The organism is Streptomyces nymphaeiformis (assembly GCF_014203895.1).
GTDB lineage: Bacteria > Actinomycetota > Actinomycetes > Streptomycetales > Streptomycetaceae > Streptomyces > Streptomyces nymphaeiformis.
Genome location: NZ_JACHJY010000014.1, coordinates 124235 through 144205, shown reverse-complemented (window position 1 = coordinate 144205; position 19971 = coordinate 124235). Strand labels below are relative to the sequence as shown.

21 protein-coding genes are annotated in these 19971 nt (G+C 70.5%); 14 read left to right on the top strand and 7 right to left on the bottom strand.

Annotated features, from left to right (window positions below; genetic code table 11):
- The first annotated feature begins 14 nt into the window (after window positions 1-14).
- Entirely contained in the window at window positions 15-2453 is a 2439-nt protein-coding gene (locus tag GGE06_RS38130; protein WP_184932964.1) for a SpoIIE family protein phosphatase, read from the top strand.
- A gap of 67 nt (window positions 2454-2520) precedes the next feature.
- Here the strand turns inward: GGE06_RS38130 and GGE06_RS44175 are convergent, their stop codons facing one another.
- From GGE06_RS44175 to GGE06_RS38120, 3 genes are all read right to left on the bottom strand, one after another.
- The gene (locus GGE06_RS44175) at window positions 2521-2799 is read right to left on the bottom strand and encodes a VOC family protein (RefSeq protein WP_376773638.1); all 279 of its coding nucleotides are present in this window, start codon (window positions 2797-2799) and stop codon (window positions 2521-2523) included.
- Between the two features lie 80 nt (window positions 2800-2879).
- The gene (locus tag GGE06_RS38125; RefSeq protein ID WP_184932963.1) at window positions 2880-4031 is read right to left on the bottom strand and encodes a hypothetical protein; all 1152 of its coding nucleotides are present in this window, start codon (window positions 4029-4031) and stop codon (window positions 2880-2882) included.
- Between the two features lie 194 nt (window positions 4032-4225).
- Window positions 4226-5425: a low temperature requirement protein A gene (locus tag GGE06_RS38120; protein ID WP_184932962.1), complete on the bottom strand. Its 1200-nt coding sequence runs from the start codon at window positions 5423-5425 to the stop codon at window positions 4226-4228.
- A 352-nt stretch (window positions 5426-5777) separates the two neighbouring features.
- On the opposite strand from GGE06_RS38120, the gene GGE06_RS38115 reads away from it, so the two are divergent.
- Window positions 5778-5951 carry a CsbD family protein gene (locus tag GGE06_RS38115; protein ID WP_116164842.1) on the top strand — a complete coding sequence of 58 codons (174 nt, stop codon included), beginning with the start codon at window positions 5778-5780 and terminating at the stop codon, window positions 5949-5951.
- Between the two features lie 130 nt (window positions 5952-6081).
- Here GGE06_RS38115 and GGE06_RS38110 read toward each other — a convergent pair whose 3' ends face one another.
- Together GGE06_RS38110 and GGE06_RS38105 are read right to left on the bottom strand one after the other, a co-directional pair.
- On the bottom strand, window positions 6082-7074 hold the full coding sequence (locus GGE06_RS38110) for an SRPBCC family protein (RefSeq protein ID WP_116164844.1): 993 nt from the start codon (window positions 7072-7074) through the stop codon (window positions 6082-6084).
- Window positions 7075-7077: 3 nt separating this feature from the next.
- Window positions 7078-8049 (bottom strand): histone protein, encoded by a 972-nt coding sequence (locus GGE06_RS38105; protein ID WP_184932961.1) that lies wholly within the window; start codon window positions 8047-8049, stop codon window positions 7078-7080.
- A 234-nt stretch (window positions 8050-8283) separates the two neighbouring features.
- On the opposite strand from GGE06_RS38105, the gene GGE06_RS38100 reads away from it, so the two are divergent.
- From GGE06_RS38100 to GGE06_RS38065, 8 genes are read left to right on the top strand one after another with little or no spacing between them, the layout of a single operon-like run.
- Window positions 8284-8670 carry a gas vesicle protein GvpO gene (locus GGE06_RS38100; protein ID WP_184932960.1) on the top strand — a complete coding sequence of 129 codons (387 nt, stop codon included), beginning with the start codon at window positions 8284-8286 and terminating at the stop codon, window positions 8668-8670.
- A 28-nt stretch (window positions 8671-8698) separates the two neighbouring features.
- Window positions 8699-9166 (top strand): gas vesicle structural protein GvpA, encoded by a 468-nt coding sequence (locus tag GGE06_RS38095; RefSeq protein WP_184932959.1) that lies wholly within the window; start codon window positions 8699-8701, stop codon window positions 9164-9166.
- Window positions 9167-9169: 3 nt separating this feature from the next.
- A complete protein-coding gene (locus GGE06_RS38090) occupies window positions 9170-9880 on the top strand; it encodes a GvpL/GvpF family gas vesicle protein (protein ID WP_184932958.1) in 711 nt (236 codons plus the stop codon).
- Window positions 9881-9940: 60 nt separating this feature from the next.
- Window positions 9941-10189: a gas vesicle protein GvpG gene (locus GGE06_RS38085; RefSeq protein WP_116164854.1), complete on the top strand. Its 249-nt coding sequence runs from the start codon at window positions 9941-9943 to the stop codon at window positions 10187-10189.
- A gap of 18 nt (window positions 10190-10207) precedes the next feature.
- Window positions 10208-10639, top strand: coding sequence for a gas vesicle protein (locus GGE06_RS38080; protein ID WP_312883451.1), 432 nt, complete (start codon window positions 10208-10210; stop codon window positions 10637-10639).
- The gene (locus GGE06_RS38075) at window positions 10636-11592 is read left to right on the top strand and encodes a GvpL/GvpF family gas vesicle protein (protein ID WP_116164856.1); all 957 of its coding nucleotides are present in this window, start codon (window positions 10636-10638) and stop codon (window positions 11590-11592) included. The genes GGE06_RS38080 and GGE06_RS38075 overlap by 4 nt, the downstream gene beginning before the upstream one ends.
- On the top strand, window positions 11589-11798 hold the full coding sequence (locus GGE06_RS38070; RefSeq protein WP_116164858.1) for a gas vesicle protein: 210 nt from the start codon (window positions 11589-11591) through the stop codon (window positions 11796-11798). Before GGE06_RS38075 ends, GGE06_RS38070 begins: the two co-directional genes overlap by 4 nt.
- 8 nt (window positions 11799-11806) lie before the next feature.
- Window positions 11807-12205 carry a gas vesicle protein K gene (locus GGE06_RS38065; RefSeq protein ID WP_181924925.1) on the top strand — a complete coding sequence of 133 codons (399 nt, stop codon included), beginning with the start codon at window positions 11807-11809 and terminating at the stop codon, window positions 12203-12205.
- Window positions 12206-12376: 171 nt separating this feature from the next.
- Here GGE06_RS38065 and GGE06_RS38060 read toward each other — a convergent pair whose 3' ends face one another.
- Window positions 12377-12637 (bottom strand): GlsB/YeaQ/YmgE family stress response membrane protein, encoded by a 261-nt coding sequence (locus GGE06_RS38060; protein ID WP_116164862.1) that lies wholly within the window; start codon window positions 12635-12637, stop codon window positions 12377-12379.
- A gap of 76 nt (window positions 12638-12713) precedes the next feature.
- Window positions 12714-12884 carry a hypothetical protein gene (locus GGE06_RS38055; protein ID WP_181924804.1) on the bottom strand — a complete coding sequence of 57 codons (171 nt, stop codon included), beginning with the start codon at window positions 12882-12884 and terminating at the stop codon, window positions 12714-12716.
- A 1228-nt stretch (window positions 12885-14112) separates the two neighbouring features.
- Between GGE06_RS38055 and GGE06_RS38050 the strand changes: the two genes are divergently transcribed.
- From GGE06_RS38050 to GGE06_RS38035, 4 genes are all read left to right on the top strand, one after another.
- Entirely contained in the window at window positions 14113-16596 is a 2484-nt protein-coding gene (locus GGE06_RS38050) for a molybdopterin oxidoreductase family protein (RefSeq protein ID WP_184932957.1), read from the top strand.
- Complete coding sequence (locus GGE06_RS38045) at window positions 16593-17072, top strand: hypothetical protein (RefSeq protein ID WP_184932956.1); 480 nt, start codon at window positions 16593-16595, stop codon at window positions 17070-17072. The genes GGE06_RS38050 and GGE06_RS38045 overlap by 4 nt, the downstream gene beginning before the upstream one ends.
- A 293-nt stretch (window positions 17073-17365) precedes the next feature.
- Complete coding sequence (locus GGE06_RS38040) at window positions 17366-18091, top strand: dienelactone hydrolase family protein (RefSeq protein ID WP_116164870.1); 726 nt, start codon at window positions 17366-17368, stop codon at window positions 18089-18091.
- Between the two features lie 499 nt (window positions 18092-18590).
- On the top strand, window positions 18591-19841 hold the full coding sequence (locus GGE06_RS38035) for a cytochrome P450 (protein ID WP_181924805.1): 1251 nt from the start codon (window positions 18591-18593) through the stop codon (window positions 19839-19841).
- The last annotated feature ends 130 nt before the right edge of the window (window positions 19842-19971 follow it).

Here is a 19971-nt window from a genome sequence, read left to right as displayed (position 1 = left end):
GGCATGCTCAGCATATGGAGGCTGAGCCGGCGCCCTCGGCCGGCGGCGCGTCCCCCGAGGTGCTGGCGCTGGCGAAGGTGGTGAGCAGGCTGCGGGCCGAGGTCGCGGACCTCGAAGCCGGAGCCGCGGCGGCCGCCGTCCTCGAACGGGCTTCGGGCGTGCTCATGGCCCGCGAGGGGATCTCCGCCGAAGAAGCACGTGAACTCCTGCGGGACCGTGCCGCGCGGCACGACCGCACCCTGGCCGAGGAATGCTGGCTCACGCTGGGAAGTGCCGGCCGGACGCCGGCCTTCAGCCCGGCCTCCCCACCGCCTCCCGCCCCTGTCGACGCCGCGCCGTTCGAAGCCGCCCGGTACGCGGTGCGTCCGGCCGACAACGCCCAGCACGTGCTCCTCGCCCGCCTGGCCGACGGCCTGGCCGTCGCGAGCACCGCGAGCGAGGTGGCCCAGCTGCTGCTGCTCGTCCTGGGCGACGCCGAGCAGGTGGACGCGGTCATGATCTACGCCCTGGGGGGCTCTGGAAGTCTGGAGCTGACGGGCCACGCCGGGTTCGACCCGTCTCTGACCGAACAGTGGAGTCACGTCCCGCCCCTGGCGGGCGTGGCGGCACGGGAGGCCCTGACCGAGGCCCGTGCGGTATGGCTGGAGAACGCCCGGCTGGACGCCGACCGGTACCTGCTCATCGGCGGCCCCTGGCCCTCGCGCGCCTGGATCCCGCTGCCGGGGGAGCGACCGACCCTCGCCGTCGGCTTCTTCCGGACCGTGGCCGGGCCCTTCTCCCACGGCACCCGGAGCCTGCTCCGCCGCGCGGTCCGGCTGTGCGAAGGACGCCTGCGCGACTCCGGGAGGCCGGGCGCTCCCGCGTCGACGGACGAGGACGACAGCGTGGTGGCCGTCCAGGGGATCTTCGACGCCCTCTCCGGCCCCGCGGTCCTGCTGACCCCGATGCGTTCGGCCGACGGCCGCATCGAGGACTTCCGGATCGACGCGGCGGCCCCCGAATCGGTCGACGTCGCCGGGCGGCGCGGCAGGGACCTGGTCGGCCGCAGGATCCTGGAGACGTATCCGACGGTGGCCGGCAGCGACCTGTGGGAGGGGTACCTCGACACCCTGACGACGGGAAAGGTCTACGAAGGGCTGCCGTTCACGTACGAGGAGACGGCCCTGGGGGTGCCTTACGAGTCCGTCTACTCGGTGCGGGCCTCACCCCTGGGCGGCCGACTGGTGGTCTGCTGGATCCGCCACGACACCAGCGAGCGCGAGGCACGCCGCCTGGACGACCTGCAACGCCTGGGCAACCTCGGCTGGGCGAGCTGGAACCTGACGACCGAAACCATCACCTGGTCCGACCAGGTCTACACCATTTTCGCCCGCGATCCGCGGCTGGGACCGATGCCCCTGGAGGAACTCCCCGCCCAGCTCGTCCCGGACGATCTCGCACGGCTCGGCGCGGCCGTTCAGCGCCTGCTGGGCGACGGCACGGCGATCGACGAGCCCTTCCGCATCGCCACCGCGCACGGCGTGCGGCACCTCCGGATCGTCGCCGAGGCCCACACGGACTCGGCCGGCACCCCCGTCGAGGTCCACGGCTTCTTCCAGGACCTCACCGCACAGCGCGGCGCCGAGATCGCCCTCCGCGAGAGCGAACGGGCCAACCTGCTCCAGCGGGGCATGCTCAAGGCCGAACGTGCCCTCGCCGCCCGGCTGCAGGAGACTCTGCTGCCCATCCCCGAACAGTCGCTGGACCTCGCCGACCTGCGCGTCGACGTCGCCTACCTGCCCGCCGACACGGGCGTGAACGTCGGAGGAGACTGGTACAGCGCCATCGAACTCCCCTACGGCGGCGCCCTCTTCGTCGTCGGCGACGTCGCCGGTCACGGCCTGACAGCCGTCGGTACCATGGCTCAACTCCGCTTCACCGCGAAGGGGATGGCCATCACCGGATCCAAGCTCCCCGTCGTCCTGAGCCGCCTCAACGCGCTGCTGCTCCACACCGCCACCGAGTCGTACTCCGGTACCGCGACCATGATCATGGCGCGGTACCGGCCCGAGGACCACCAGCTGACCTGGGTCAGAGCCGGGCACCTGCCACCCCTGCTGATCCGCGACGGCACGGCACGGTATCTGGCCCAGCCCGAAGGATGCCTGCTCGGTGCCTCGTTCGAGGCGCCGTACGGACAGGCCTCGCTCACCCTCGTGCCGGGCGACCACCTCGTTCTCTACACCGACGGCCTCGTCGAAGTCCCCCACGAGGACATCGACGAGGGGTTCACACGACTGGCGGACACCGCGGCCCGCCTCGTACGGGAGGGGAACGCCCGAACCCTCGCCCGCACCCTGGCCGCCGGGCGCCCGCGCCACCGCGACGACATCTGCGTCCTCGACATCCACCTGCCCCGTCCCGAATCCCCGGTCGATGAGGAGCGGATGAATCCGGAGCCGTTTCCTCCGTGACGACCGGCTACGCGCCAGCACCCCGCACCGGCCCGCCGGCGCAGGGTGCGCAACAGCCGGGGTTTCACTATGTGGACACCCGCCGCCGACCGGTCCCCGCGGACCGGCGGGAACGGCACGCCGTCCGCGCCGTCCCGCCCGTCTCCGTCGGAGTGCAACGCCGCCGGAAAGCGGCACCCAGGGAGCGCAGCCGGACTTCCTCCGCGGTCATGTCGCCACCAGGGCAGGGGCGGACATCGAGGTGGACGCGGTTCCACCCGCTCCTGCTGCCGGGAGTACGGAGGACCCCCGGACCGACGCCCTTGGCGGAACGGACGGTCGCGTGGTCGTCGGTGACCTCGTCCACCGTCCACGGGCGTCACGCCGAGGGCCTCCAGGCGCGCGACCGAATCCGCCTGAACACCTGGACCCGGCCGGAAGACCGGTTCATCGGTTGGGGCGCTTGAAGACGTTGAGCGTCTTCGTGAGGGACTTGAAGGGGGAGGTTTCCTGCTCGGCCGGCGTCGACGTGGGCGTCCGGGGCGGCACGTCGCCGCCGGTCGTTTCGGCCAGTGCTGCCAGGGCCGACTCGGCGGCCTCCTGGTACAGGTTGCACGACACCGTCATGGCTTCGAGCGCCTTGGCGTACTTGGTGACCATCGCCCGTGCGTGCACCAGCTCCTCGTCCGGGGTGAGCAGGTGCCAGCCCTGGCGCAGTCGAGTCAGAGCCCGCTCGGCGTCGACCGCGAGCGGCCGCGGCAGCGAGGCGAAATCCAGGATCTTCGAGAGGAGTTCGGTCGGCTCCGTACCGTCCAGGAAGACATCGCGTACCGTGAACCGCTCCGCTTCGTACTCCGGCATCTGCGGCACGGGGGGCAGGATGACGGCGCCACCACGCGGAAGACCCACGCCCAGCTCACGCTTCATCGCGAAGTCGGCGGTCAGTGCCTGGTCCGGCGTGGCACGGTGCTCGACCACCCGGTGCCTGAGGCTGTGCGGCAGGAACGCCGTGACCGGTCGCCGCCCCGGCGCGTCCGGCGTCATCGCCTCGTGCACCACGACGTGGACGTACCAGCTCTGCTGGGTGCAGTCCCGCAGCACGCGGCGCAACTCGCCGTCGTCCTTGGGCAGATGGTTCGTCGTCCGCAGGCGCACGCCCGGCACCGTCTCGTGGTCCCAGGCGACCTGATCGCTGTCGGGCCAGAACATGGTGGCGGGCGAGGGCCAGCCCGCCTCCCACGCCCGCTCCGCCTCAGCGGCGAGGACCCAGGTGACCCCGTCGCGCTCGATACGGCGGGACTCGGGGTCGTACGTGGTCAGTTGAGCGCGCACGGTGACCTCGTCGGCCACGCGCCATCGGGCCTCGAAGACGCGGCGGGCCAGCGGTCCGGGATCGGCGGACCCGTCCCTCGGGAGCAGGTCGGTGGAGCGGGCCGCCTCGACGGGGTCGAGCTCCAGGAAGCCGTCGATCACCCGAGCCGCCTTGAGGGCGCTCAGGTTACGCCGGACGTCCTGCTCCGCCTCGGACCCGAGGTGGCGCCCACGCCCGAGCCACGCGGTGGCGGGGGCGATGGTCGATGAAGTGCTGTTCCTGGCCATGAAACCGTTCAATGGGGTGATCAGGTCGCGACCAGTATGGTCCGTGGGAGCCGGGTCCACCAGGCCGCACCCCGCTTTCACCGGCTGACGGACCGACGCTGTCGAGATGATGCAGGACAGTCTCCGCGACTCGTGGTCGGGCATCCATGGCCGCCGACGCGGCGCCGGCGGCCTGGGGGCCTCGGCGAACGGCCCTAGCCGGTGACCCCCTCCGCACGGCGTGCCATCGCGGCCTTCGCGTACAGCAGGTGGGCGATGGCCTCCGCCGCAAGGAGCAGGACCACGAGCCACGGCGCGAGCACGTCCGAGCCGAGGACCACGAGGAGAGGGACCACCACCCCCGGCACCGCCCAGACGGCCACCTCGCGAGCGGGCCGGCCGAAGCGGAGTCCGATCAGGGCGTGTGCCGCGTGATAGGCCGCGAGCCCGCCGGCGAGCGCCCACACCGTGCCCCGGGCGAGGTGGTCATGGGCGGAATCGTCGACGGCCGTGGCCAGTCCCGCCGCCATGGAGATCACGGCGGCGGTGACGAAGAAGTGGAGGAAGCCGCCGACATCACGGGCGAGGAGATACGCCTCACGGGCGCTCGCGGTGCCGATGACCCGCTCCGCCGCCGTCGACGCGAAGTCGAAGTAGGACCACCACAGCGCGGCCAGCAGGACGAATCCGATGGCCGCGACGACACCGGCCTGGACGGTCCAGGTGTGGTCGGTGGAGGTGATGAGGCCGAGGACCGATTCGCCGAGCACGATGATCACGAACAGGCCGACCCGTTCGACGAGGTGCCCGGTGTGGACCCGCCGCGGGATGCCGCGCCCTCGCGCGGTCAGCAGCAGGACCATCTCCGCCAGCAGCAGGCCCGCCCAGACCGGATACCGCCAGGGCGCGGGAACGGCCGCGGAGCCCGCCCAGAGCAGTGCGGACAGCAGACAGTAGGTCAGCGGCCGCCAGCGCGGGATCCTGCCGGGCGCGGGGAATCGCGTGGCGGGCCACCACAGGGCCAGCAGGACCAGTCGGGTCCCCGCGTAGCCGAGCGCGTAGGCGGGGCCCCGGTCCCCGTCGGCCTCCGGGACCGCCGCGGCCATCACGGCGAGGCAGAGCATGGCGGACAGCATGGCGAGGCGGCGGCGGGCGCTGTCGTCCTGGAAGAGGTTGGCGGAGACGGTGAGGTTGGCCCACATCCACCAGGGCGGGAAGTAGAGCCCGAGGAAGACGCCGAACTCGCGCCAGCCGGGGTCTCCGTGCAGCCCGTGCGAGAGCTGGGCGACGAAGGCGACGAACACCAGGTCGAAGAAGAGCTCCAGCCATCCGGCGTGCCGGGGTTCGCCCTCGGCCCCCGAGGCGCCGGGCGGGGAGGACGGCGGCGACGGGGGCGCGGAGTGCGGAGTGCTCATCGGGCCATCCGGGTGAGAGCGCGGCCGGACACGGACTGTCTGCATCAGACCACGAAACGACCCCGCACGCGCGCGACCCGCGCGCCGGTGAAGCGCCGCCGACACTTCGCCCGGACACGCGCCCGGCTGTGTGTCCGCCGCACCGGCGCCGTTCGGTCCGGCACCTGCTCGCGGGGATGTACGGTCAGGCGGCCCGCACAGCGGGTGTCCTCCCGTTCCACTCGCCGGCGCCGCTCTCGACGACCAGGACGATGTCGTACGGCCAGGAGAACGCGAGTCGACCCTGGGTGAATCGACATGCTTTGTTTCGTCTTATCCGGGTAGCGGGTCAATAGTTCTGGAGGTGACGGGCATGGCCGCTGGCAAGAAGGCCAAGAACATGGGCAAGGCCGCCAAGGGCAAGACGAAGGAGGTCACGGGCAAGGTCGTCGGCAACGAGACCCTGGAGGTGAAGGGGCGCGCCGAGCAGGCAGCCGCCGATGCGAAGCAGGCTGCCCAGAAGTCGAAGGACGCGCTCAAGCACTGATCTTCGGCAACGGCAGGTGAGGAGGCCGACGGCGGGGCCGTCGGCCTCCTCACCTGCCGTGGTAGCGGGACCTAAGCCGGTGGCCGTGCGCGAGCACGGCCACGACGGGACGGGGACGGTCCGGTGGGGTTCAGCGTCGACGCCCTGAGAGGCTGGGCTCCTCGTCCTCGTAGGCGTCTTCCTCGTACTCCTCGTCGTCCTCGCCGAGGTCCTCCTCCGGCTCCTCCTCGCCCTCTTCCTCTTCGGCTTCCTCGTCCCTGCCGCCCTCCTCGTCCTCGTCTTCCGGCGCGTCCTCGTCCGGCTCCTCGCCCTCCTCCTCCAGGGCTTCCTCGTGGGTGAGGACGACCTCGCCGTCCTCGATCTGCCCGCGCCAGCCTTCTGGTTCCTCGTTGGAGAGGGACACGTAGCGGTCGAAGTTCTTCAGGTCCAGGCGCATGCGCCGGCCCTGTGCCCGCCAGAGGTTTCCGGTCTTCTCGAAGAGCCCGGCGGGGTAGTACTCCACGACCAGGAGGATCCGGGTGAGGGAGGGGCCGAGCTCGTGGAAACTCACGCAACCGCGTGTGGTCCCCTTGGCTCCGTCTGAGGTCCAGACGATCCTCTCGTCCGGTATCTGCTCCTGCACGGTGGCTTTCCAGTTGCGGGTGGACGGGCCGACCTTGACCTTCCAGTCGGTGGTCGTGTCGTCACCTTGAGAGACGCTGCGCACACCCTTGGCGAAACCGCTGAAGTCCTCGTATTGCGTCCAGTGGTCGTAGGCGGTGCGCAGGGGCACGCCGACGTCGATGGTCTCGACGATGTTCATGGCCTTGCCGCCGCCCTTGCGGCTCCGCTTCTTGCCGCCGAGCAGTCCCGAGCCCACGTCCTTGACCTTGTCCTTGAGGCCCTCGACGGTGTGGCCCAGCACGGCCTTCACCGGGGAGTCGCCCTGAAGCAGGCGGCCGCCCAGGTCCCCGAGACCGCCCCCGTTCTCGGCGACGTCCTGGAGGCCGTCGGTCAGATCGCCCAGCTTGTCCACGGCCTTGTCCGCGAGATGATCCGCCTGAGTGGCCAGATACGCGGAGGCCTCGTCCATCAGCCGGTCGAACCCGGACCGGTCGTCGCTGTTCGCACGATTGGTGGCCATGGTTCACCTCCGAGCAGTGGTCTTGCGGCTGGTCGTCTTGGCGGTCTTCTTCGCCGCGGTCTTGGACGCGGGAGCGCGCCCCGCAGTCTTCTTCGCCGACGCCGCTGCCGTCTTCTTCGCCGCCGGTTTCGACGCGGCCTTCTTCGCAGGGGCCTTCTTGGCCGGGGTGCTGCGCTTCGTCCCGCTCGGGGAGCGCTTGCCCGTCGTGCCGGTGCCCGTCCGCCGCGTGGGAGTCTTCGTCCCGGCGCTCGAGCTCCCGCCTGCGGTCTTGCTCGGGGCCTTGCCCGCGCTCTTGCCGGCGGTCTTCTTCGCGGGCGCGGTCTTCTTGGCGGGGGCCGCACGCTTCGCAGGGGCGGCCTTCTTCGCCGGAGCGGTCTTACGGGCCGGGGCCCTGCGTCGGGTCGTCTTGGAGGGCGACGCGGAGGCCGACCGGCGGGCGGTGCGGCGGCGAGCCGGCGGTGCTTCCTCTTCCCCGGCCTCGTCCTGCTCCTCCTCGTCGTTCTCGCCGAGGTCCTCCTCCGGTTCCTCCTCGGCGGAGGGTTCCGCGGACCCGGTCTCCTCCTCTTCGGGTTCTTCCTCCTCGGCCCACTCGTCCTCGTAGGGCTCCTCCTCGTAGTCGCCTTCCGCCTCCTCGTACTCCTCCTCCGCGTCGTCCTCGCTGCCCTGTTCCAAGGCGAGAGTGCGTTCGTGCAGGGAGTCGGCGAGATCAGCCATCCGGCGGTTCGCGGTGGCCACGAGCGCCTTGCGTCCGGCGTCGAGTGCCTCGCCCTTGATCTGGTCGCCGAGCTCGGCCACCTGGGGCATTTCGGCCAGCTTCTTCAGGCCTTGAGTCGCGAGCTCCCGCGGGTCGAGGCCGAAACGCCGACCCGCGGCGTACGTGATCAGGGAGAAGGCCAGACGCCCCTTCTTCGCCCGTCCCAGTATGTAGCCCCCGGCGACTGCGGCCGCCAAGGCGATCTTGGTCGTGTCCTCCATGAGCCTTTCCCTTCACCTGGTGCCCCGGCCCTCACCGTGGCTCCGTGCGCCACGGCGGACGCCCTGGTGCGGGCGACGAGACGCCTCCGCTCGCGCCGTCACTACGGGGACTGCTCTGCTAGGTGGGAGATATGCATGAAATGTGGAGAGTAAAGAAATCTCATAGGAATCGCGGTGTTTGGTACGGACATGGGTGGGCAGCCGCACGATTCAGTTCGCGAGGGGAGCAGGCTCATGGCCTCAGCACAGCCGGGCCGCAGCCGACGTCCTCCGCCGGAGGAGGATCAGGACCGAGAGGTGCCCGCCCGGAAGACCGCCGCTCGCGCGAAGCCCGCGCGCAAGACGCCGACGCGCCGGAAGACCTCCGGGGCGGCCGCGGCGATGCGGTCCGCGGTGGAACAGGTCTCGGAGCTCCTGGGGCGCGTCCCCGAGTCCGTTTCGTCTCTCCGGCCGATCGAGGACGGCTGGGAGGCCGAGGTCGAGGTCCTCGAGCTGGAGCGGATACCGGACACCACCAGCATCCTCGCCAGTTACAAGGTCACCGTGGACGCGGAGGGCGAATTGATCTCGTACGAACGCACTCGGCGATACAGCCGGGGCATGATCGACAGGCCGACCTGACCGGGTCGGAGCGTGAAGGGAAGCGGCCATGACCGTGGTGCCGCAGAGTGGAAGCAACGTCAGCAGAAGCACGGGCGGAGGCACGAGCAGTCTCTACGACGTCCTGGAGTTGATCCTGGACCGCGGCCTGGTGATCGACGTGTTCGTGCGCGTCTCTCTGGTGGGCATCGAGATCCTGAAGATCGACGCACGGATCGTCGTCGCCAGCGTCGACACGTACCTGCGCTTCGCCGAAGCCTGCAACCGCCTGGACCTCGAAGCCGGCCGTAAGGCCCCCACCCAGCTGACCGACGTCGTCGGCAACGCGGTCGAGAGCGGGGCGCGCGGCAAGTCCAAAGGGGCCATCAGCGGCGTCGTGGACGCGGTGACGCAGTCCTTGAGCGGCTCGTCCGACGACGACGAAGAACAGGAAGAGCCGGAAGAAGCGGCCGAAGAGGAAGAGGCTCCCCGACGCCGTCGGCCCGCCCGGCGCACCGCCCGCCGAGAGAGGGAGTAGACGATGCCCCTCTACGTGTACTCCATCATCGCCGCCGCGCACCCGTGCCGGCTGGACGGGCTGACGGGCGTCGGAACCGAACCCGCGCCGGTGCGCGCCGTCACCGCGGGACGATTGCGAGCGGTCGTCTCGGACGTCGACGAGGAGATCCGGCCCAGACGCCGCGACCTCGCCGTCCACCAGGAGGTGCAGGACCGGCTCATGACCGACGGCACGGTCCTCCCGCTGCAGTTCGGCTACACCGCCCCCGACGACCAGGCCGTCACTCAGGTGCTCCTGGAACACGAGGACGGCTATCTGGAGGCGTTGGAGCGGTTGCGGGGCTGCGCCGAGTACCAGGTGAAGGCCTCCCAGGACGAGGACGCCCTCCTGCGGGAGATCCTGCACGAGTCGGATCGGGCACGGCAGCTCAACGACCGGATCCGGGGCGGCGACCCCGATCCTCGGCTGCCGCTGGAGCTGGGCGAGCTCGTCGCCGCCGAAGTGGGGGAGCGGCGGGAGGGCCTGGCCGCCGGACTGGTCCAATCCCTCGTCCCTCTCGCACGGGATCACAGCGTCCGCGCCCCGGCCGACGGAGACATCCTCAACATCTCCCTCCTGGTCCACGACGACGACAAGAACGCCTTCCTGGAGGCGGAGGCCCGCCTCACCGAGCAGGTGGAGGACGTGGAGTTCCGGTTCAACGGGCCGCTGCCCCCGTACAGCTTCGTGTAGCCATGCGCGGGCCGGTGCGCTCGGTACGGGAACCGCTCAGGAACACCGAGGAAGAACGCCATGGGAATGCTGACCAAGCTGCTGACCGCGCCGCTGCTGCCCATGCGGCTCGTGACGTGGGTGGCGCAGAGAACCCTGGACCAGGCGAACGAGGAGTACTACGACCCGGCTCCCGTCTACGAGGCCCTCGCCGAACTGGAGCGCAGCCTGATGGACGGAGAGATCGACCAGGCCACGTTCGACCGACAGGAGGACGAACTCCTCGATCGACTCGACGAGATCGCACGATTCCGGCAGAACCCGCAGTGACCCAGGAGGTCGGGTGCCGTGACTGACCCGCTTGCCCACAGGATCGCCCCGATGCCGTCCCGGGCGACGCCGGCGTCGTACCCGCCGTCCTCGTCGGGCAGCCTTGCAGACATCCTCGAACGCGTCCTGGACAAGGGCATCGTGATCGCCGGGGACATCCGGATCAACCTCCTCGACATCGAGCTGCTCACCATCAAGCTGCGGATCCTCATCGCGTCGGTGGACAAGGCCAAGGAGATGGGCATCGACTGGTGGGAGCACGATCCCTCGCTCTCCTCGCGCCACAGCGGCGACCCGCTCGCGGAGGAGAACCGTCGCCTGCGTGCCGAGGTGGAAGCCCTGCGCCGTGAGCGACTGGACGCCGCCCCGCAGAGCCCGGCAGAGGGAGACGCGGAGCGACACGAAGGGATTCGGTCCGGGGACGCCACGAGAGAGGGGCGCGCATCATGAACGGCGAGCCCGGCCTCACCTACGTCTACGCCGTGGCCGCCGGCGCCCCGCGGCTGGACGAGTCACTGACGGGACTACGCGGCGTAGGAGACGCTCCGGTCACCCTCCTGGATCCCGGGCGGTCGGGATCGCCCGCCCCGGTGTTCGTCGTCAGCCGGGTCCCCGCCGGTGAGTGGCGGGAAGAAGCACTCAGATCCCGCTTCGAAGATCTGGGCTGGCTGGAGGACACCGCCAGAGCCCACCACGACGTCATCCAGGCCCTGACCGAGCACACGACCGTCCTGCCCCTCCGACTGGCCACCCTCTACCAGGACGATGACCGCGCACGCGCAGCCCTGCGCGGGCAACAGGCCGCCTTCTCCGCCCGACTCGCCCTCCTGGCCCGCCACGCCGAGTACGGCGTCAAGGTCTACATCGCCGCCGAAGCCGCCACGGCCGACGACATCCCCGCCGAGGCCCGCGCCCAGCCCACTGCGCCTGCGGTCGACGGCATCCGGGCCGAGGCCCCTGCTCAGCCCACGGCGTCAGCAGTCGACGACCCCCACGGCGAGGGCCGAGCCCACTCCACCGCGCCGACGGACGCCCCGAGCCCCGGCAGGGCCTATCTCCGGGCTCGCCGAGCCCAGCACCACGCCCGGGAGGACCGCTACCTGCAAGCCCGACAAGCGGCGGATCGCATCGCGGCCATCGCGGCCCCCCTTGCCACGCACACCGTCCGTCACCCCGCGCAGACCGGACCGCTCACGCGCGGCGAGAACGGCGAGAACGTCCTCAACGAGGCCTACCTCGTCCCCGACGAGAAGGCGGAGGCCTTCCGCATGGCACTCGACGAGGCGGGCCAGGGCCTCCCCGGCATCCGCATCGAAGTCACCGGCCCCTGGGCACCCTATTCCTTCGCCATGTCGTCGGCCCCGGCCGCCGACACGGCCGATCGTCCCGACAGCCGATCATGACCCTCACCGAGCGAGACGACTCGCTTCCCGGCCGGCAGGTGGCCCTCGTCGACCTCCTCGACCGACTCCTGGCCGGAGGCGTCGTCATCACGGGCGACATCGTCCTGTCGATCGCCGACATCGACCTCGTACGCATCTCCCTGCGCGCCCTCATCACCTCCGTCACGAACTCCGACGACCCCTTCGTCCCCAGGAGCCGGCCATGAACGCGGCCATGAACGCGGAGCCCACCGGGCCGTCGTCGCCTCTGGACCCGGACGCGCTCGGCGCCCCGCTGGCGCACGCCTTCCGGCTGCTCCAGGAGCCTCCGGCACCGCCCGGGGAGCGCCGGCCCCCGGCTCACCGCATCCGCACCGATCCCGAGGCCGTCGGCGAGGACCTCCTCAAGCTCGTCCTCACCGTCGTCGAGCTCCTGCGGCAGCTCATCGAACGCCAAGCCCTTCGCCGTGTCGACTCGGGCGACCTCACCGACGCACAGGAAGAGGAGCTCGGAGCCACTCTCCTCGCCCTCCACGACCGCATGACCGAGCTGTGCTCCGAGCACGGATACACGCTCGAGGACCTCAACCTGGACCTCGGCCCCCTGGGCACCTTGCTTCCGCCCGCCGGGTGACACGGAGATCCGGCGGCGGTGGGGGAGGGGCCGTGCCTAACGCGGCCGGGAGCGGCCGAGCGGCTTCACCCTCGACGGAGAGGGAAGCCGCTCGGCCGCGTGGGGTGCGGGTGGGGCGGAGCGGTCTGGCTCGCAGACACGTCACGGGCGTCACGTACGTCCCGTGCGAGGTCACCTGTGCCGCGCGAACAGGCGGAACACCAAGAGCAGGATGAGCGACCCGACGATGGCGGCGATCCAGGTGGAGACTTCGAAGAAGCCGTCGACGGAATCGACGTGGAAGATGACCTTGCCCAGCCAGCCGCCGAGCAGGGCGCCCGCGATGCCGATGAGGGTGGTGACGATGATCCCGCCCGGGTCCTTTCCCGGCATCAGCATCTTGGCGATGATGCCCGCGAGAAGCCCGAGGAGGATCCAAGCAAGTATTCCCATGATTCCTTCTGTCTCCCGATGTGGCGTTCCGATGTGTGGGGACTGATCAGCTCAGCTGCGCGTACCCCCGATCCGATCAGGAAAGCCTCTCCTTCCCCTTCTCCTTGAGGCGCCGGGCCTTGCCACGCATCTGCAGCGCGCCGCCCTTGGCCGCGAGCTTCTCGTTCCCCAGCGCATGGGCGGACTTCCTGATGGCGCTGCCGGCCACCTCTTCCATCTGCCCCTTCGTCCTTTCCCAGGTGCTCATCTCTCGCCCTTCCCCAGGTTCTTGCCACGCCTCGGGCTACCACTTCTGCCGAACCGCCCTCGGCGACACGGTGTGCAGGGCCCGCCGGAACGTCATCCGCACACCCCAGACCATCAGGTGGAGCTCCCACTTCGTGATGCGCACCAGGCTCCGACGTATTACGGCCCGTGGTTTCCAGCGGGAGAGCACCCGGTGTCTGCCGTGACGGTGGCGGCCCACTCCGTGTTTCACCCGACCCTCCTGACGCTCGGCTCGACCAGGCAGCTGTCCCTCGAAGGCGCAGGTGACCGAAGTGATCGTGATGGCCTTCGCTTTCGTCTTCTAGACCTGCGAGTGCACCATAAGTTCGACTTTAAACATTCAGGAACCGGGGCGATGCCAAGAGATCGGAACTGTCGTGGAAGAGGTCAGGGACGGAGGCCGACCCCGTGCGTCAAGAGGTCTCGATCGAGCCCTGAAGCGTGATCAGGGTGGCCCGGAGCGCGTCGGCTGGTGGACGGCATAGAGGGCGCCACGGGCCCGTTCGACCGTCTCCAGAGCCTCGGACAAGGAACCCAGGGCATCGATCGTGGCGTCGCTGACGCCCGGAGGCGCCAGCCGCGGACCGTGACGGGGCCGGGCCCCCTCGTGGCTGGTGCCGCCCGTCGTTCCGCGGCAGCGAGACCGGGGGACGGTCGAGCGCAGCCAGTCCCTCGCTCCAGCGCGCACGACGCTCCGTCTCCCGCGGCCCCACCGCGGCGTGCCGCGCTCCCCGAGGGCGAGCTTCGCCCCCGGTGTTGAGGGCGACGACCCCGATCGGACGCCCTTTCGCGACGACGGTCTGCCAGAGGCGCTCGGCGTCCCCGTACCGTCTCAGGTCGACGCGCACCGCCTCCACCCGGGCGCCCCCCGTTCGAGGTCGGATGCACAGGACGTGGGCGGTGCGCTGATGGGCCCGTGTGTCCAGCCAGACCGGCTTGGGGCCGCATCGGTGGACCGAGTCCGCTTCGACACGGACCAGGTTTGCCACGGCGGCACGCGGGCACCCGCGAGCACAGGAGCGCCGACGAGCGAGCCGAACGTGCGGTGCTGGTCGGCTGCAGAAGAGTTCCGCGTCCGGAAGACATCCTGTGGCGACCGCCGATGGCCACCGTCCCGATGACGCCTTCGTACCGACTCGGATGACATCGACATCCGCGAGACACGGGCAACCGGAGACCGGTCCGCGGACCGTGTCGAGGAGGTCGGCATGGAAAGGTCGGTGGACCGGATCCGCGATCCCTGGGGCGGCAGGGTCCCCCACGGACGCCACCAGCCGTGGCCGGCTCGGGTGGACACGTACCTCACCGAAGGGCTCCGCCCCGAACAGGTGCAGAAGTGGGTGCAGGCGGCTTCCATCCTCCACTCCGACGGGGACGCCATGGACATCGCGGTGGTGGACGGACGGATGGTCGGTGTCCGGGGGCGTGCCACCGACCGGGTCAACCGCGGCCGACTCGGGCCGAAGGACCTCTTCGGCTGGCAGGCGAACGCGTCACCCGACCGGCTCACGCGCCCCCTCGTCCGCGAGGACGGCCGTCTCGTGGAGTCCGACTGGGAGACCGCGATGAGCCGTGTCGTCTCCTGCTCCCGCTCACTCCTCGACGAACGCGGCCCGGGGGCCATCGGCTTCTACACCAGCGGGCAGCTGTTCCTGGAGGAGTACTACACGCTCGCCGTCCTCGCCCGGGCAGGCATCGGGACGAACCATCTCGACGGCAACACCCGTCTGTGCACGGCCACCGCCGCAGAGGCGCTCAAGGAGACGTTCGGCTCCGACGGACAGCCCGGCTGCTACGACGACATCGACCACGCCGACGTCATCGCCCTCTTCGGCCACAACATCGCCGAGACCCAGCCCGTGCAGTGGATGCGCGTCCTGGACCGCCTCGAAGGCAGCGACCCGCCCCGTCTGCTGTGCGTCGATCCCCGGCCCACCCCGGTCGCCCGGAAGGCGACCGTGCACCTCGCGCCCCGGATCGGCACGAACGTGGCACTGCTCAACGCCCTCCTGCACGTGATCATCCGCACCGGGCGGGTCGACCACGATTACGTCCGGAGGCACACGGTCGGCTACGAGGAGCTCGCCGCCCAGGTCCAGGACTGCACGCCGGAATGGGCCGCCCGGATCTGCGATGTCCCGGCCTCCCGGATCGTCGAGGCAGCCGAGCTGCTCGGAGGTGCCGAGCGACTGCTGTCCACCGTGCTTCAGGGCGTGTACCAGTCCCACCAGGCCACCGCGGCGGCCGTTCAGGTCAACAATCTGCATCTGCTCAGGGGAATGCTGGGGCGGCCCGGAGCGGGGGTGCTGCAGATGAACGGGCAGCCCACCGCCCAGAACACCCGCGAATGCGGCGCAGACGGAGACCTCCCGGGCTTCCGGAACTGGCAGAACGACGCACACGTCGAGGACCTGGCCCAGATCTGGAACGTCGAACCCGCGGTGATTCCGCACTACGCACCGCCCACACACGCCCTGCAGATGTTCCGGTACGCCGAGCAGGGTTCGATCCGCATGCTGTGGGTCAGCGGGACCAATCCCGCCGTGTCCCTGCCGGAACTGTCCCGCATCCGGACGATCCTCGCCCAGGAGCGGCTGTTCCTCGTCGTCCAGGACCTGTTCCTCACCGAGACCGCCCAGTACGCCGACGTCGTACTGCCCGCTGCGACCTGGGGAGAGAAGACCGGCACCTTCACCAACGCCGACCGCACCGTCCACCTCTCGGACAAAGCCGTGGAACCGCCGGGAGAGGCGAGGCCGGACCTCGACATCTTCCTCGACTACGCCCGCCGCATGGACTTCCGCGATCAGGACGGAGAGCCGCTCATCACGTGGCGGGATCCGGTGTCGGCCTTCGAGGCGTGGAAGCGATGCAGCGCGGGCCGTCCCTGCGACTACACCGGCCTGACCTACGAGATGCTGCGCGAGGGCACCGGCATCCAATGGCCGGTCGGCCGACAGGCGCCCCGGGGAACGCCGCGCCTCTACACCGAGGGCATCAGCTGGGCCCATCCGGACATGTGCGAGGCCTACGGCAAGGACCTCGTCACCGGGGCGGCCGACGGCGAAGACGACTACCGGGCCCATAACCCCGAGGGCAAGGCCATGCTCAAGCCCGCCGCCTACACGCCCGCGCACGAGACTCCCCGCGAGACCTATCCCTTCCAGCTCACCACCGGCCGCACCCTCTACCACTTCCACACCCGCACCAAGACGGGCCGCTCTCCCCAACTGAACGCGGCGGCACCCGAGGTGTGGGTGGAGATGTCGGCCGACGACGCGACCCGCCTCGATCTCGCGGAGGGTGACGTCGTGGAGGTCACCACCCCACGCGGCGCCCTGCGAGGACAGCTGCGCATCACCGGACTGAGGCCAGGCGTGATCTTCGTACCCTTCCACTACGGATACTGGGACACGCCGTCAGGCACCGGTCCCGACGCCTCCACTCCGGGCCGGGCGGCGAACGAAACGACCATCACCGACTGGGACCCCGCCTCCAAACAGCCGCTGTTCAAGACCGCCGCCGCGGCGGTCACACGCGTCGCCCGCGGCCACGGACAACCCTCACCCGCCCCCACCACCACGGCCTCCGCCCCGACCGGCCGGCGCCTGCCGGCCACCACGGGCGGACCGACGGCGCGGGTGACCCAGGTCCCCGACCCCGCATGGGACCGGCAGGAGGAGCACCGGTGAACGGCGTCGAACTGGCACTGCGCACCCTGGACCAGGGCGAGAGGCACCTGACCGGCGAACTCGCGGACCTTGCGGAGCGCTATCGTGCCGAGCACGAGATCCACCACGTGGCCGCCGACCTCGCCACGTGGTCCGAGGAGCACGTCGAGCGTCTCCGCGAGGCGGCGGCCCGCCATGACCTGGACCTCGACACGCCGCAGGACGCGCACTTCGCCGCGTTCGGCACCAGCCATCCGGCCACCCTCGCCACCCTGCCCGACCCCGGCCTCCTGCTGCTGCGTGACCTGCGCGAGGTGCACCTGGCCGCGACCCGCAACTCACTGCACTGGGAGATGCTCGCCCAGGTCGCGCAGGCGTCCAAGGACACCGCACTCCTGTCCCTCGCCTCCTTCTGCCACCCTCGGACACTGCGGCAGATGCGCTGGACCAACACCATGATCAAGAACCTCTCGCCGCAGGTCCTCGCCGCCCTGTGACGCCTGTCCGAAGCGCTCGGACAGACCGTATGGGAAGCCTCCGGGCCCGGTGCCCCCGCCGACGTCGAAACACTCACCCGCCGGATCGGCGAGCCGGAGCAGCGGATCCTCGACCTCCGCTCCGAACTCGCAGAGCGCGACGAGGACCTCGCCGCCGCACGCGCCGCGAACCGGGACTTGATGGCTCAGCTGAACAGCTGACGGGGTAGTTCCGGAAAACGCCGGAGACGTGTCTTCTGCCAGCGGCAGAACACCGACCCCACCGGGCTCGGCGATCACTACAGTCCAGGCTCATGACGACAGTTACCACGCGCACGGTCGCATACGCGGCCGACGGCCTGACGATGATCGGGCACCTCGCGCTCCCGGCCGGTGCCGACCGCCGACCTGCGGTCCTGGTCGGTCCCGAGGGCATGGGACTCAGCGACGTCGAGCGCCGCCGAGCCGATGCGCTCGCCGAGCTGGGATACGTGGCGCTGGCCTTCGACCTCCACGGCGGGCGCTATTTGGGCGACCCCGAGGAGATGCTTGCCCGTTGCATGCCGCTGCTCGCCGACCCCGACCGGATGCGAGGCATCGGCCACGCGGCGCTCGACGTGCTCCGCGCCGAACCGCGGACCGACCCCGACCGGATCGCCGCCGTCGGCTACGGCACCGGGGGCGCAATCGCGCTGGAACTCGGGCGCGACGGCGTCGACCTGTGCGCGATCGGGACGGTCAACGCACTGACCACGGGCCGACCGGGCGAGGCGGCGCGCATCCGCTGCCCGGTGTGGGCCGGGGTCGGGTCGGAAGACCCGATCATGCCGCCCGCGCAACGGGAAGCATTCACCGCCGAGATGCAGGCCGCGGGCGTCGACTGGCGCCTCGTGGTCTACGGTGGCGCCTTGCACGCCTTCCACCACCCACCGGTCGACCACACCGTGGTCCCCGGCGTCGGCTACCACCCACGGCACGCGCAGCGAGCTTGGGGCGACGTCGTCAACCTGCTCGCCGAGTGCCTGCCCATGACGGAGTGATCTGGTCGGCAACCGCGACTCCGGACCGCATGCCCAAGCCGCTCGACCGTCACCATTTACCAAGCTCGCCAACCCACTGCCAGCCCAAGCGACCCGACGCGAGGCAGGCGCCAGCAGGCTCTCGTAGAACAACATCAGGCGGCCACCGCCTCGGTCCGCGACGCCTGTCGCTCACCCAACAACCACATACACACGCCCCTGGACTGCACGCTCATCGTGCTCCCCGGGCTCGAACTTCGAGCAACCCCGAGAGAAGCGACGTGCCGCACGTAGCCGTGCCCTGTGGGCACGGACGCGACACGGAGCTCGTCAGGCGTGGACGAACACGGCGACCGCGTGCGCTGCGCAGTCGCGGGAGAAACTTGCGAAGACGTCACGCCGGGCGCTCAGTCTGCGCCTTCTGCCGACGCGGCGAAAGCGGGCCGTCGCACGGACACCCGCGACTGGGTTGCCCCGCAGTCCCATCGTTACGCCGCGCATCTTCGGGTAGCCGCACTGCATGATTCCTTCCAAGCCTTTCGCGGCACCCCTGCACGACAGCACCCTGGGCGCGCTGACGCGCGGATACGCGTGGCTTCCCGACCGGATGCGGTCGGCCGACGGCGCGGTGTACCGGACCCGCCTGCTGGGCAGGCCCGCGGTCGCCGTACGAGGTCCTGAGGCGGTGCTGTTCTTCTACGACGAGGAGCACGTCGTACGGAAGCAGGCGCTGCCCGGGCCGGTTCTCGACACCCTCTTCGGGCGGGGGGCCGTACACACGCTGGACGGGGATGCGCACCGCGCCCGAAAGGCGCTGTTCATGACCCTGCTCAAGGACGACGAGAGCGTCGCGCACTTGTGCACCCTCGTCAGGCGTCGCTGGCGCGACGCGATGGAAGAGGCGTCTCGGGCGGGAGAGCCCGTCGTGCTGTTCGACACGGCGGCCGAGGTTCTGGCCCTCGCCGTCCGTGATTGGGCGGGCATCCCCCCGCCCGACGCGGAGGCCGCAGGTCTGGCCCATGACTGCGTGGCCATGGTCGACGGCTTCGCCGCTCCCGGGCTGCGCCACCTGCGAGCCCGCAGGGCCCGGACGAGGCAGGAGAACGCGATGGGCGGGCTCGTCGGCGCCGTGCGCGAGAGTCCGACGGACGACGACAGTCCGACGGCGCTGGAGGCCGTGGCTCAGCACCGGAACCTGGACGGCGAACTCCTCGATACGCACACTGCCGCGGTGGAACTGCTGAACATCGTCCGCCCCACGATCGCGATCGCCTGGTTCGTGACCTTCGCAGCGCACGCCCTGCACCGCTGGCCGCACCACCGAAAGCTGTTGCGCGCGGACCCCACCGGCAAGCACGCCTTGGCCTGCGCCCACGAAGTGCGGCGCTTCTATCCGTTCGCGCCCTTCGTCGGTGGCCTCGCCGCCCGGGACCTGACGTGGCGAGGCGAGCGGATCGAAAAGGGCACGATGCTCCTGCTCGACCTCTACGGTCAGAACCACGACCCGGATCTGTGGGCCCATCCGTACCGCTTCGAGCCGCACCGCTTCAGTCGCGCGCCCCGCCTCCCTGACGGACTCGTCCCCCAAGGAGGCGGGGACCCGGCCCGCGGGCATCGCTGCCCTGGCGAGGACATCACGGTCGCCGTGCTCTCGACACTCGTGACCGAGCTGGCCGAGCTCGAGTACAGCGTCCCACCCCAGGACCTGACCATTCCGCTGTCCCGGGTACCGACGCTGCCGCGCAGTGGCTTCGTCCTCAGCCTCGCATGACGGACTTTCGCCTGATCGATCCTCATCTCCACAGGCGCCCGGCTGCGGAACGTCTCCAGCCAAGGGACCCAGTTCGAGGAGTTCGCGAACTTCATGGAGGGTGCGGATGGCTGCTTAGGTTTCAAGCTCC